Source organism: Marivita sp. GX14005 (genome assembly GCF_023370775.1).
Classification (GTDB): Bacteria; Pseudomonadota; Alphaproteobacteria; order Rhodobacterales; family Rhodobacteraceae; genus Marivita.
Map to the genome: position 1 here is coordinate 1,195,088 of NZ_JAMCCQ010000001.1, position 12,031 is coordinate 1,207,118.

Sequence of the window (12,031 nt, forward strand, 5' to 3'; positions counted from 1 at the left end):
CTGCTGATGGCGCAATGCGCAACATTGTTGCGCCAAAAATTGCATCAGCTCGGTAAAAGGGGCGCTCGAAGCGCCCCGCAATTCTTACTCGCTCATCAATCCCGTTCGACGCACAGAGCGACGCCCATGCCGCCCCCGATGCAAAGTGTCGCAAGTCCCTTCTTGGCATCGCGCCGCTGCATTTCGAAAAGAAGCGTGTTGAGAACGCGAGCACCGGACGCGCCAATGGGATGGCCGATCGCAATGGCGCCGCCATTGACGTTCACAATGTCGGGGTTCCAGCCCATATCCTTGTTGACAGCACAGGCTTGCGCGGCGAACGCCTCGTTCGCTTCGACAAGATCGAGGTCATCGACGGACCAGCCCGCTTTTTCAAGCGCCTTCCGCGAGGCGTGGATCGGACCGACCCCCATGATCGACGGATCGAGACCGGCGGTTGCATAGGACGCGATACGCGCCATAGGTTTGATACCCCGCTTTTCGGCGTTTTCCGCCGACATCAGCAGCACCCCGGCAGCGCCGTCATTGAGACCCGAGGCGTTTGCTGCCGTAACCGAACCATCCTTGGTAAACGCAGGGCGCAGCTTCTGCATCGCGTCAATGGTTGCGCCGTGGCGGATGTATTCGTCCTTGTCTACAACGATGTCTCCCTTGCGTGTCTTGACAGTGAAGGGAACGATCTCGTCCTCGAACTTTCCAGCCTTCTGTGCCGCTTCCGCCTTGTTCTGGGAGGCGACGGCGAATTTGTCCTGCTCATCGCGTGAGATGCTCCATTTCTCGGCAACATTCTCGGCTGTTTGGCCCATATGATACCCGTTGAACGCATCCCAAAGGCCGTCGCGGATCATCGTGTCGATGAATTTGACATCACCCATCTTGTGCCCGGCCCGCAGATGCGCCGCATGCGGGCTCAGCGTCATGTTTTCCTGACCGCCGGCGCAAACGATCTCTGCATCGCCGAGCATGATGTGCTGCGCACCCAACGCGACGGCACGAAGGCCCGATCCGCAGACCTGGTTAATCCCCCATGCGGCGCTTTCCTCGGGCAATCCGGCGTTGATATGGGCCTGGCGCGCGGGGTTCTGGCCCTGCGCTGCGGTCAGCACCTGACCGAGGATCGTCTCGGAAACGGCGTTCTTCTCAATGCCGGCGCGTTCGATCAGCGCCGAAAGCACTGCTGCGCCCAGATCGTGCGCGGGTGTGTTTGCAAAAGCGCCACCGAACGAGCCTACGGCCGTTCGCGCAGCCGATGCGATCACTACATTGGTCATTTCGTCCCTCCAACAATTCTATGGTTCATAGTTGATTCCCCGAGCAGTATTGCGGATTTGCGCCGCCACCCCCAGACCTATTCCGAGCTTCTCCTAAAGCAGCGGCGAAATATGGGCTACTGGACAGGGTGTCTCAGGGTAAAGCAGATTCGTTGCCGGAACGCTTTCTGCCCGGATCAAGCAGAAAGAACGCGGGTGAGTGAAGCACGCCACGGCGGCTCGATCGTTGGCGCGGCGAAATAAAATCCCTGAAGGCAATCGACGCCGAGCTGCGCGAGTATATTGGCATCATCGAAGGTCTCGACGAATTCTGCAACGGTGAACATATCGAACTGCTGCGCGATGGCGATGATCGCACGTGTCAGAACCTGATTGTCCGCATCGGTCGCAATACCGCGAACGAACTGTCCGTCGATCTTGAGAATGTCGAACTGAAATTGCTTAAGGTAGCGCAGCGCGGTGTAGCCTGCACCGAAATCGTCAAGCGCGAAGCTGATCCCCTCTTTCTGCAATTCGCGCATCGCCTGCGTCACCAGCTCGGGGACGAGCATTGCCGAGGCTTCGGTAATTTCAAGTATCAAACGCTCCGCGACGGTTTTGTCGCGCGAAAGCCCTCGCGCCAGCACCTTGCGCCATTTCGGGTAGCCGATCGACCGCGCAGACAGGTTGATCGACAAGCGAATACCGGGGTTCTTGGCCAGGATGCGCAGCCCGTGTTCCAGCGCGAGACAGTCCAGAAGGCGCCCGGTTTCGCGCTCCTCGATCTGCGTGATGAACTGCGAGGCGGGTATGATCCGGCCCGTCGGATCCACGACACGAATCAGCCCTTCGTAAAAGGCGATCTTGTCTTGATGGCGGGAATGAACGATGGGCTGGAATGCCAGCCGCACCTCACGATGTTCCACTGCCTGTTCGACCATCGACAGGACCGCGCGATCGCGCAAATGGGCCGCTGTATCGAGCGGCGAGGGGCCAGCCGGTCTTCGGGCAGCGCGTGGCGGCATGACAAACTCCTTTCATCTTGCCTCCGATCTTGGCGCACAGGTCTTAAACAAGGTTTAACAGCCGACGAAACAGGCTGTTGACACCGGCTGAACCAGGCGTATAAGCGCGCCTTCATTGGTGTTGGTGGCCCCCGCAAGGGGATGCCTGTCATGGGGTAATGCCCAAGAGGACAACGCCCTTCACCGCCGCCCCTCTCGGGCGTCACTTATAGAAGGAGATCAGCCGTGACCAAACGCACGTCTGCCAAGTACAAAATCGACCGCCGGATGGGCGAAAACATCTGGGGTCGTCCGAAATCCCCGGTCAACCGTCGCGAATACGGCCCCGGCCAGCATGGTCAGCGCCGAAAGGGCAAGATGTCCGATTTCGGTCTGCAGCTTCGCGCCAAGCAGAAGCTCAAGGGTTACTATGGCGACCTGACCGAGAAGCAGTTCCGCCGTATCTTCGCAGAGGCAGAGCGCCTTCGCGGCGACACTGGCGAGCAACTCATCGGCCTGTTGGAGCGTCGTCTCGATGCAGTCGTTTATCGCGCCAAGTTCGTCCCGACGGTCTTTGCCGCACGTCAATTCGTGAACCACGGTCACGTTTTGGTCAATGGCAAGCGCGTCAACATCCCCTCCTATCGCGTGAAGGAAGGTGACGTTGTCGAAGTCCGCGAAAAGTCCAAGCAAATGACGGCCGTGCTCGAAGCGGTGCAACTGCCCGAGCGTGACGTGCCGGACTATCTTGAGGTCGATCATTCCAAGATGACCGCGAAATTCGTGCGCACGCCGGCGCTTGGCGATGTACCTTATCCCGTGATGATGGAGCCGAACCTCGTCATCGAATATTACGCGCAGAACTAAAGTCGCGATTCATCAAAATCCTTGCAAAAGCCGCTCTTTGAAGAGCGGCTTTTTCATTTGGACGTGAAAAAAAGCCGCGCTCGAGACGCGGCCTTTTTCATCAATTCGATCTCAATCAGGCCCAAAACACATCGCGAAAAACGTGATGCGGGATATCCTCGCGCTTCAAGCCTTTTTGCGCCAGCGCCTCGTCGGACAGCGCATAAAGTCGCGAAACCTCGCGCGCACGCCAGTTTGCTTCGGCAATTCTTACGAAGCCGCGGGTGATGCCATCGAGCAGTCCCGAGAAAAAGCCATATTTCTGAATTCGGTCGGTATCGGCGAGTGCCATGTCGTGCCTCTAATCTCATCAGTCATTCAAGCCGTTGAGATAAGGCTGGCGGGCCTCGGTGAGTAGCCTCACCTCCGCATAGCCGTTTGCCTTCTGGCGCATGACCCGCGCACCGCAGCGACGGTTAACGCCGCAACGTGTCTCCATAGCTGATCGTCGGCGTCAACTCGACCACCGTTTCCACCGCCGCCTCGGGCGTGTTGACCCGCTGGGCAATGATCTCTGCGGCCTTCTCCCCGATTTCCGTGCGGCATGCATCGATCGTGGCAAGCCGGCGTGGAAGACCCTCAAGAAGCTCCACACCGTTAAAGCCGGCAAGGCCGATCCGATCCGGAATGTCAAACCCGCGATCAAGCAGCGACAAGAGCCCGCCCGCCGCGATCATGTCATTGGAGTAGTATAGAAAATCCAGGTCCGGCTCGCGTTCCAGAATGGCGGATGTCATCTCGCGCCCTTTGACGAGAGCCGATCCGCCGGAGTAAAACTCCTTGTCCGCTATTTCGACCCCGCTTTTTGCAAGAGCTTCGGTAAATCCCTCGAAGCGTTTGCGCGCGCGATGATCGAGCGGCATTTTTGTGCCGAGAAATCCGATCCGGGAATACCCTGCCTTCAAAATCGCCTGCGCCATGATGCGCCCCGCACGCCGATGCGATATTCCGACCATCGAGTCGATCGGCGTCCCGTCAACATCCATGATTTCCACCACCGGAATACCGCTCGCCTTGAGCATCGCCCTTGCCGCATCCGTATGTTCGAGGCCGGCAATGATCACCCCGGAAGGGCGCCATGACAGCATCTCGTAGAGAACCCGCTCTTCCTTTTCCGGCAGGTAATCTGTAACGCCCACGACCGGCTGCAATTCGGTCTCTTCCAACACGGCGCTGATACCCGACATGACTTCGGGAAAAACCATGTTTCGCAGGCTTGGAATGATCACGGCAACAAGATTGACCCGTTGGCTGGCCAGGGCACCGGCAATTTTATTGGGCACGTAGCCCAAAGCCTTGGCGGCCGTCAGAACCCGTTCGCGCGTGCCTTTCGACACGTCACCACGATTGCGCAGAACCCGACTGACCGTCATTTCCGAAACCCCGGAAGCTTCGGAGACGTCTCGGAGTGTCAGAGGGCGGGAAACGTCATTGGTCACGACCGGCATCCTGAATGTCTCAACAAAAGCCTAGCGCAAATCTTCCGCGCCCGGCAAGCCATTGGGATGGGATGGCAAGCTGCGGAAACAGGTGACAAATCCGAACGCGCCCATTAAACCCGAACCGCGCGGTCCCGTGGCTCAACTGGATAGAGCAGCCCCCTCCTAAGGGGCAGGTTGCAGGTTCGAATCCTGCCGGGATCGCCATGGATTCGGATGAATTGCCAGAAAAACCGGTTGCGTGCTTAAAAGAACGCAATTGCTTGCGCAGAATCCCGTTTCAAGCCGGTTTCTAACTTAAAAGGTTCATGGTTTTTAATATGATACAGGCCATACGGGGCATTCACCTCAACCGCCTTCGCAAAGCCGATCGCGCGTGATTAGACAGGTCGCTCGCTCGCGTCTCTATATCGAGAGCAGGACCCGGACCCTTTCATCATCATCCACCGTTCGCCGACCCAAGCGACTGCCGCCAGCTCCGACATCGCGCTCAGAAAGGAGATTGTCATGCCCCGAGCCACGACGAATATACCATTTCACTCATTGTCCTTCCTTGGTGACATTCCAAAACGACATGAAATCGAACAAAGATGGACGACCTTCCTGCACGATAGTGTCCCACCGAATGGTGTAAGAGCGCCGACCTTCGGCAAGGCCCGAGCCTGATCAGGATGCCGCAGCTGGCAACCTGACGTTGGGATTGTCGTTCACGCGCGAGAGAGTTTCAAGGCTCATGTATCGGCGCGCGACCGTCCATTCGTCGTTGGTCTCGAGCATGATCGCGCCGACGAGCCTTATAATGGCCTCATCGTTTGGGAAGATGCCGATGACATCGGTGCGCCGCTTGATCTCGCGGTTCACCCGTTCCAGCGGATTCGTCGAGGCGATCTGGGGCCAGTGCTCGCGCGGGAAGTCCATGTAGGCAAGCACGTCGTCACGCGAGGCGTCCATGAAGGTGCCGAGCTTGTCCTGCTTTTCGCGCAACGCGTCGGCGACAACATCCTACTGAGCCTCGGCATCGGCCTTGCTTTCCTGGGCGAAGATCGTCTTGAGCATCGCCGCCACCGCCGTGCGCTGCTTGGCCGGAGCGTGCGCCGGGGCATTGCGCATCCAGTGAACCCGGCACCTTTGTTGGGTGGCGTTGAAGACTCGGCGTGCGGTAGCGCGCAGGCCTTTGTGATCGTCGGCGATCACCAGCTTCACGCCGCGCAGCCCCCGGTCGGCCAGGGATCGCAGGAAGTCCGTCCAGAACGTCTCGGCTTCGGAAGGGCCGGTCGCGACGCCCAGAACCTCGCGCTTTCCATCCTCGTTGACCGCCACGGCTACTATCACGGCGCGGCTCACGATCCGGCCGCCCTCGCGCACCTTCACATAGGTCGCATCCAGCCAGACGTAGGGCGAGGCCCCCTCCAGCGGACGGCCCAGGAACGCGCTCACCCGCTCGTCAATGTCGGCGCAAAGCCGGCTGACCTGGCTTTTTGACATACCGCCCGCACCCATGGCCTTCACCAGATCGTCCACAGAGCGGGGCGAGACGCCGTGGACATAAGCCTCTTGGATAACGGCCACGAGGGCCTTCTCGGCCATGCGGCGCGGCTCCAGGAAGCTGGGAAGATAGCTCCCCTTTCTCAGCTTCGGGATCTCCAGCGCGATCCGGCCAGCACGGGTGTCCCAGTCGCGGTCGCGGTAACCGTTGCGCTGCACTTCCCGCAACGGCGAGCGCGTTCCCTTGGCCGCGCCCGTCCGCGCCTCGACCTCCGCCTCCATGATCCGTTCGGCGGCGAAGGCCAACATCTCGCGCACAAGATCGCCATCGGCCTGCTGTTCAACCAGCTCAAGCAGTGTCATTCTCTCATCGGTCATCGTCATCTCCGTCTTTGGTTTCGAGTGTTGCAACCCAAACCTTTGCCGAAGATCGAAGGTGGCCGCCAGCCCGGCCGCGCGCTGCGCTAAGCCAAGGGCTTCGCGCGCGGCCTCCTACACCATGCGGTGGGGCACTACCTTGCCGGAGGACTACAACACGGTTCACGAGATCGTAGGGAGCTATGCTGTGCGTGCCAAACTTGAGACCGATGAAGCAATCCTGGATGAAGATTTCTACCATCGCCTCGTCGCCGCCGGTGCATTCCGCTGGGGCCTTGTCATCAAGCTCACGATTGATGCAATCGCCGCCGCCCGTGTCGCGGGAAGCGCCAAGCTTCTTGTCGATCATTTTGTCGACGCCTGGGTAGCAAAAACACAAGAGAACCGCGTCGCGACCCCTTTCACCCATAGCGCCTTCGAGACAATGTATCGAAAGGATCATCCGTTCATCGCGTCCTTGAGGGAATAAGCTCACTCAACCTTGCAATGCTGTGTTGGCCCGCGTCCTTGACGCGGGCCTTTTCGCCTTCGAGGACCAGCGCACATATTCTTCCAATATTCGTAAAAAAGTTTGCGCACGGAATTGGTTTCCTGGGCACGCTATTGGTTTCTCAGCGCTCGGGTGTTAATCTAGGTATTTGTTCTTTATTGTTTTTTCTGGCCACTCGAATCTGGGGGGTTGGTTTTTGGGCACGCATTAGGTTTCTCTGGCATGAATATCGCGCTTCGGGGGAAGGCAGCCATGGTCGTGGTTTTCGATCTGCATTCCACTGGACGAAGTTGTTTATTCTAAAGGTATGTCTGCATTTCTGCCGGCCAGTTCGACGCTCACGAGATATGCGCGTTCGGGTGTCAAGCCCGCCATGATGCGCGCTGCGTTTTCCGGGGGCATCCGGGCCAGGAAACCTGCGGCGAAACTGGCTTCCATTTGCTCGAACAGGGCAGCAGCTTGTTTGGGTTTCATCTTGGCATAGACGTCGGTTAGCTGAGCCACGTCATTCTCCGCAGCTTCGGATGCAGCGTTGATTGTCCTGCGCAGGCTTTTCTCAGCCTGTTCCAGCTTGCCGAGTTCTTCGCGTATGGAGATTTCGGCGGTCTCAATCTCTTTTTCGCGTTGGTCGAGTTCGCTTTCACGTTCGGCGACGCGTGCTTCGCGTCGCTGAACCGCCTTGAAGGCCGCTTTCAATCGTTCCGGGCGGGCCAGATCGGGGCTTTCCGACATAGGTTCTCCCTCAAGTTCGGACGGCCGGAGCGCCTCGCTTGCAATGACCTGTCCTGCTTCCGTCGCCATGCGCAGTATCGCGGAAAGCAGCAGAAGGCTTCCGATGATTGCAAGCGTTCCCCGCGCAGGCTTCGGTTGCCGCTTTGGCTGCTTCGCAGGAGCATTCGTCATCTTGGATCTCCATGACGGGCGAAGACCGGTCCGTGGTGGCTGTCCGGTGCCGGTGTCTGCGGTTGCGCAGGCACATCGTGGAGTGCGGCAACCATCAGCTCCAGGCGCTTCGCCGCGTCTTCGGCGCGCTCTGTCAGGCTATGGAGCGTGTCGCTCGAATGTGCAGCGGTGTTTTGCGCGGCATCCAGCGCGCTTTGCAAATCGGTTACCTGTGCAGACAGAACCGCGACAGCAGCGCCGACGCCGTTTTCGAGATCGGTGAACTTGCTCAATCGACGCGCGAGAACGAAGCAGTAAAGCCCGGCACCCAGTGCGCCCGCAACCAGCAAGATGTCAGCGACAAGATCCATGTTTTCCTCTTAGTTCAATATAAATTCTGTGACCAAGAGCCCGTTTGCCTTGCCCAATCCAACAACCATGACGATACGACGGAACAGGTGGAGCCGGATTCTGAACAATGCGCCAGGTCCCTCGATGTCCTCCGCCGTCAATGCCCGCAAATACCCATTCATCAGGTCCAGAATTCGGGGCATCAGAAATTCGACATCCTCGCGATAGTCAGCCGGCACTTCTATCTGGCCGGAAAAGCGCAAATGGTCATTTTTTGCGTTCGGCGGGAGCGTCACGATAATCGTGGGGATTGAAACAAAGGCGATATCTGGCAGGTCTTCCACCTCGGCGGGCATGGTTTCGTCGGGTTGGGAACCTGGCATCGGGATCGTGCCGGACCACACACCATAAAAACCGAGCCCGCCGCCGAGCAAACACAGAAGTGTCGACAGAATCAGCCAGAGTTTCGAGCCCGTCTTCTTATCCTCAGCATTGATTTCAGGCTCCGCCGTGGTCGCCATAACTCACCTGTTTCGATTTTCTCGAATGTCGTTTTACCCGGCAGGCACTAACCGATTGTTAACGCGATGGGGCGATAAGGGGGGAAATCGAAAGAAACAGAATGTTTTTGGTCCGGAGAATCCAATGCAGCAAATTTTGCCAGTTTGGAACGGGATGAGCGCCGCGAGAAAGGCGATCGTCCTAGGTGCGACCGTCGCCATCTTTCTCGCGATACTGGGCATGTCCCGTTTGGTAACCCAGCCGCAAATGACCTTGCTTTATTCCGGGCTCGATCCTGCGGCCGCCGGTGAAGTTGTGCAATCCCTTCAGCAGCGCGGTGCGCCGTTCGAAGTACGTGGGGATTCGGTCTTTGTCTCAGGCGATATGCGCGATGAATTGCGAATGACGCTTGCAAGCGAAGGGCTACCTTCCAGTTCCGCGCAGGGGTACGAATTACTCGACAATCTGACCGGATTTGGCACCACGTCCCGAATGTTCGACGCGGCGTATCTGCGCGCGAAGGAAGGGGAACTGGCGCGCACGATCGTGTCATCACCCGAGGTATCGACCGCCCGCGTTCATATCGCACCAGGCACTGACAATCCGTTTCGCCGCGATCTGTCGGCCAGCGCATCGGTGCATGTCTCGGCGAAATCCGGTTCGATCAGGAAGGTGCACGCGCAAGCCATTCGCCATCTCGTAGCATCTGCCGTATCCGGGCTTGCGCCCGAGGACGTGGCCATCGTCGATTCGCAAGGCGGATTGGTGTCGGATGATGACCGGGTATCTCTGGCCTCCGATCAGGAACGATCGGAGCTTCTGAAAGATCGTGTTCTTCGCCTGATTGAAGCACGCGTGGGCCGTGGGAACGCGGTGGTCGAGGTCAGTATCGACACCGTCAACGAAAGGGAAGCGATCACGGAAAGAAGGTTCGATCCCGAGAGCCGTTTCGTCATAAGTTCGGATACCGAAGAAAGGTCTGACCAGTCCGAGGACGAGGGTTCGGGTAACGTGACGGTCGCCTCTAATCTACCGGATGGCGATGAAAGTGCTTCGGAAACAAGGAAAAGCCAAAGCTCTGAAACACGCGAGCGGCTGAATTACGAGGTATCGCAAACGACGCGTGAAATCATACGCGCGCCCGGAGCGATAAAACGTTTGACGGTTGCGGTTCTCGTCAACGGTACAACCGAAATCTCTCCGGAAGGCATCGAAACCTTCGTTCCAATACCCGATGAAGAGTTGAGCACATTGCGCGATCTCGTGGCATCGGCAGTGGGATATGACGACGCGCGCGGCGATGTCATCACGCTGAAATCCATGCCGCTCGAAGCGCCGGAAACCCTCGGCTCCATGCCCGCATCTGAGCCGTGGTTCGCGGGAAAACTGGATGCCATGTCGATTATCCAGATCGGAGTGCTGGCTGTGGTCGTGCTTGTGCTTGGGCTTTTTGTCATCCGACCTCTTCTGATGACTTCGCGCGCGGTGCCGCAACTTCCCCGCGCTGATTTGGAGGGGGATGTTCCCGTTCTGACGGGGACGATCGAACCCGATGATAGCGATTTGCCGCTTCCCCTCGCCGGGAACACATCATCGCCGGGCGAGCTTCCCGGATCCGAAGATGCGGTCGAAAAGCTGAAGGCGCTAATCGAAGAACGCCGTACCGAAACCGTTGAAATACTGCGCAGCTGGCTCGACGAGCCGGGTGCGAAGGATGCGCCATGACAGGGTTGAGCACATATCTGGAGGATTTCGGCACAGTGGTGACGCCCGGAAACCTCCCCGGCGTCAACGAGGATACAATTGAGGCGGAACGTCTGGAATCCTTCGACAAGGGGTATCGCGCCGGGTGGGACGACGCGATCAAGGCGAAATCCGAGGAAACGGCGCAGCATGCCAGCGAGTTTGCACAGAACCTGCAGGATCTGTCATTTACCTATCACGAGGTTCACGCGCAGGTTCTGTCCAACCTCGTTCCGCTTTTTGATGAGATTCTGAACAAAATGCTCCCCGCGGTCGCGCGGGATACGTTGGGCGCGCATATTTGTGACCAGCTATCTCGCATTTCGCGCGATATCGGCACCGCCAGTATCGAGATTGCCGTTGCGCCCGGCGCGGGCGAGCAGGTTATCCAAATGGTGAATGACACTGCCGGAACTCTGCCGATAAGCGTTGTCGAAATGTCGGACATTGCGGATGGACAGGCCGAATTACGGCTCGGGCAGCGGGAAATTTCGATAGACCTTGCCGACACCATTCGACAGATCGCCGATGCGGTCCACGAGGTCATTCACGAAAAACCGAAGGTACAGTCGCATGGATAAGGCCAACGAGAGCTTGCAGAAACAACAATCCGACTCGCCATTCACCGCCGTTCCAATCGAGATTACCGTTTCGGTCGGCAAAGCGCGTCCACTTGTTCGGGATCTTTTGCAACTGGAAGAAGGCTCGATCCTGATCCTGGACAAGAAAGTGGAGGATCCGGTTGATCTTTATGTTGGTGACAGATGGATTGGTACCGGTGTCCTGGAAATTGCGGAAACCGGGGAGCGTCAAGGTCAGTTAAGCGTGCGGCTCGTGGATGTCACCGATTTCGGCAAACCCCATGAGTAACCCGTGCTGAAAGTCTTTCTGGCCACTCTCGGGTCCGCGGTAATCGTCTCGGCACCGGCGACAGCGCAGAGCATATCGTTGGATTTCGGCGATGGCGGATCGGTTACCGGAACGACGATCCAATTGATCGCCCTCATCACGGTACTGAGCATCGCGCCCGGGATCGTGATAACCGTGACCTGTTTTCCGTTCATCATCACGGTTCTGTCGATCTTGAGGCAATCCATAGGGTTGCAGCAATCGCCGCCGAACATGCTGATCGTCAGCATCGCCCTCTTCCTGACCTTTTTCGTCATGGAGCCGGTCCTCCTTGAGGCTTGGTCGCAAGGAGTTCAACCACTGCTGGACGACGAGATTGGAACCGAGGAAGGTTTCAGGCGAGGGTTCGAGCCGTTCCGCGAATTCATGGCCGCACAGGTGGATCCGGATACTTTCGCCACGATGGCTCGAATACGATCCGACGTGGAGCTGGTTGAACCGGGCCCGGAAACACCGCTTTCTATCCTGATCTCTACCTTCCTGTTGTCGGAGCTTGCACGCGCCTTTCAGGTCGGGTTCATGATTTTCGTTCCATTCCTGATTATCGATCTGGTCGTCGCAGCTGTTTTGATGTCGATGGGCATGATGATGGTTCCGCCCGCGATCGTCTCTCTGCCATTCAAGCTGGCCTTTTTTGTCGTGGCCAACGGGTGGTCGCTTGTTGCGGAAAGTCTGGTTCGATCCTATCAATAG

The 12,031-nt window shown here is 58.0% G+C and carries 13 protein-coding genes, 1 tRNA gene and 1 pseudogene; 7 read left to right on the forward strand and 8 right to left on the reverse strand.

All coding sequences use genetic code 11. From position 1 onward, the window contains the following. Positions 1-95: 95 nt before the first annotated feature. Together M3465_RS05910 and M3465_RS05915 are read right to left on the reverse strand one after the other, a co-directional pair. Complete coding sequence (locus M3465_RS05910) at positions 96-1,271, reverse strand: acetyl-CoA C-acetyltransferase (RefSeq protein ID WP_249500772.1); 1,176 nt, start codon at positions 1,269-1,271, stop codon at positions 96-98. A gap of 176 nt (positions 1,272-1,447) precedes the next feature. After that, positions 1,448-2,275 carry an EAL domain-containing protein gene (locus M3465_RS05915; RefSeq protein ID WP_249500773.1) on the reverse strand — a complete coding sequence of 276 codons (828 nt, stop codon included), beginning with the start codon at positions 2,273-2,275 and terminating at the stop codon, positions 1,448-1,450. Positions 2,276-2,500: 225 nt separating this feature from the next. On the opposite strand from M3465_RS05915, the gene rpsD reads away from it, so the two are divergent. Beyond that, positions 2,501-3,121 (forward strand): 30S ribosomal protein S4, encoded by a 621-nt coding sequence (gene rpsD / locus M3465_RS05920; protein ID WP_249500774.1) that lies wholly within the window; start codon positions 2,501-2,503, stop codon positions 3,119-3,121. Between the two features lie 115 nt (positions 3,122-3,236). Here rpsD and M3465_RS05925 read toward each other — a convergent pair whose 3' ends face one another. Continuing rightward, a complete protein-coding gene (locus M3465_RS05925) occupies positions 3,237-3,452 on the reverse strand; it encodes a DUF1127 domain-containing protein (protein ID WP_249500775.1) in 216 nt (71 codons plus the stop codon). Between the two features lie 124 nt (positions 3,453-3,576). Then, positions 3,577-4,599, reverse strand: coding sequence for a LacI family DNA-binding transcriptional regulator (locus tag M3465_RS05930; protein ID WP_349305025.1), 1,023 nt, complete (start codon positions 4,597-4,599; stop codon positions 3,577-3,579). Positions 4,600-4,729: 130 nt separating this feature from the next. On the opposite strand from M3465_RS05930, the gene M3465_RS05935 reads away from it, so the two are divergent. Further along, positions 4,730-4,806, forward strand: a tRNA-Arg gene (locus M3465_RS05935). 459 nt (positions 4,807-5,265) lie between these two features. On the opposite strand, the pseudogene M3465_RS05940 reads toward M3465_RS05935, so the two are convergent. Then, a pseudogene (locus M3465_RS05940) lies at positions 5,266-6,462 on the reverse strand (IS256 family transposase). A gap of 187 nt (positions 6,463-6,649) precedes the next feature. On the opposite strand from M3465_RS05940, the gene M3465_RS05945 reads away from it, so the two are divergent. Beyond that, a complete protein-coding gene (locus M3465_RS05945) occupies positions 6,650-6,931 on the forward strand; it encodes a hypothetical protein (RefSeq protein ID WP_249500777.1) in 282 nt (93 codons plus the stop codon). Positions 6,932-7,246: 315 nt separating this feature from the next. On the opposite strand, the gene M3465_RS05950 is transcribed toward M3465_RS05945, so the two are convergent. Genes M3465_RS05950 through M3465_RS05960 form a run of 3 tightly spaced genes read right to left on the reverse strand, consistent with a single transcriptional unit; the run spans position 7,247 to position 8,706 of the window. Beyond that, a complete protein-coding gene (locus M3465_RS05950) occupies positions 7,247-7,855 on the reverse strand; it encodes a MotE family protein (protein WP_249500778.1) in 609 nt (202 codons plus the stop codon). Then, positions 7,852-8,205 (reverse strand): hypothetical protein, encoded by a 354-nt coding sequence (locus tag M3465_RS05955; RefSeq protein ID WP_249500779.1) that lies wholly within the window; start codon positions 8,203-8,205, stop codon positions 7,852-7,854. Before M3465_RS05955 ends, M3465_RS05950 begins: the two co-directional genes overlap by 4 nt. 9 nt (positions 8,206-8,214) lie before the next feature. Then, positions 8,215-8,706: a flagellar basal body-associated FliL family protein gene (locus M3465_RS05960; RefSeq protein WP_249500780.1), complete on the reverse strand. Its 492-nt coding sequence runs from the start codon at positions 8,704-8,706 to the stop codon at positions 8,215-8,217. Between the two features lie 124 nt (positions 8,707-8,830). Between M3465_RS05960 and fliF the strand changes: the two genes are divergently transcribed. The 4 genes from fliF to fliP are packed head-to-tail and all read left to right on the forward strand — an operon-like array spanning position 8,831 to position 12,031. After that, on the forward strand, positions 8,831-10,411 hold the full coding sequence (gene fliF, locus M3465_RS05965) for a flagellar basal-body MS-ring/collar protein FliF (RefSeq protein WP_249500781.1): 1,581 nt from the start codon (positions 8,831-8,833) through the stop codon (positions 10,409-10,411). Next, positions 10,408-11,010: a FliH/SctL family protein gene (locus M3465_RS05970; RefSeq protein ID WP_249500782.1), complete on the forward strand. Its 603-nt coding sequence runs from the start codon at positions 10,408-10,410 to the stop codon at positions 11,008-11,010. Before fliF ends, M3465_RS05970 begins: the two co-directional genes overlap by 4 nt. Then, on the forward strand, positions 11,003-11,299 hold the full coding sequence (locus tag M3465_RS05975; protein WP_249500783.1) for a FliM/FliN family flagellar motor switch protein: 297 nt from the start codon (positions 11,003-11,005) through the stop codon (positions 11,297-11,299). Before M3465_RS05970 ends, M3465_RS05975 begins: the two co-directional genes overlap by 8 nt. Before the next feature lie 6 nt (positions 11,300-11,305). Next, a complete protein-coding gene (gene fliP / locus M3465_RS05980) occupies positions 11,306-12,031 on the forward strand; it encodes a flagellar type III secretion system pore protein FliP (RefSeq protein ID WP_249500872.1) in 726 nt (241 codons plus the stop codon).

Excerpts from the sequence above, each read along its gene's own strand:
- M3465_RS05910 (WP_249500772.1), bottom strand. The coding sequence starts at position 1,271 with ATGACCAATGTAGTGATCGCATCGGCTGCGCGAACGGCCGTAGGCTCG.
- M3465_RS05915 (WP_249500773.1), bottom strand. The coding sequence starts at position 2,275 with ATGCCGCCACGCGCTGCCCGAAGACCGGCTGGCCCCTCGCCGCTCGAT.
- M3465_RS05925 (WP_249500775.1), bottom strand. The coding sequence starts at position 3,452 with ATGGCACTCGCCGATACCGACCGAATTCAGAAATATGGCTTTTTCTCG.
- M3465_RS05950 (WP_249500778.1), bottom strand. The coding sequence starts at position 7,855 with ATGACGAATGCTCCTGCGAAGCAGCCAAAGCGGCAACCGAAGCCTGCG.
- M3465_RS05955 (WP_249500779.1), bottom strand. The coding sequence starts at position 8,205 with ATGGATCTTGTCGCTGACATCTTGCTGGTTGCGGGCGCACTGGGTGCC.
- M3465_RS05960 (WP_249500780.1), bottom strand. The coding sequence starts at position 8,706 with ATGGCGACCACGGCGGAGCCTGAAATCAATGCTGAGGATAAGAAGACG.
- fliF (WP_249500781.1), top strand. The coding sequence starts at position 8,831 with ATGCAGCAAATTTTGCCAGTTTGGAACGGGATGAGCGCCGCGAGAAAG.
- M3465_RS05970 (WP_249500782.1), top strand. The coding sequence starts at position 10,408 with ATGACAGGGTTGAGCACATATCTGGAGGATTTCGGCACAGTGGTGACG.
- M3465_RS05975 (WP_249500783.1), top strand. The coding sequence starts at position 11,003 with ATGGATAAGGCCAACGAGAGCTTGCAGAAACAACAATCCGACTCGCCA.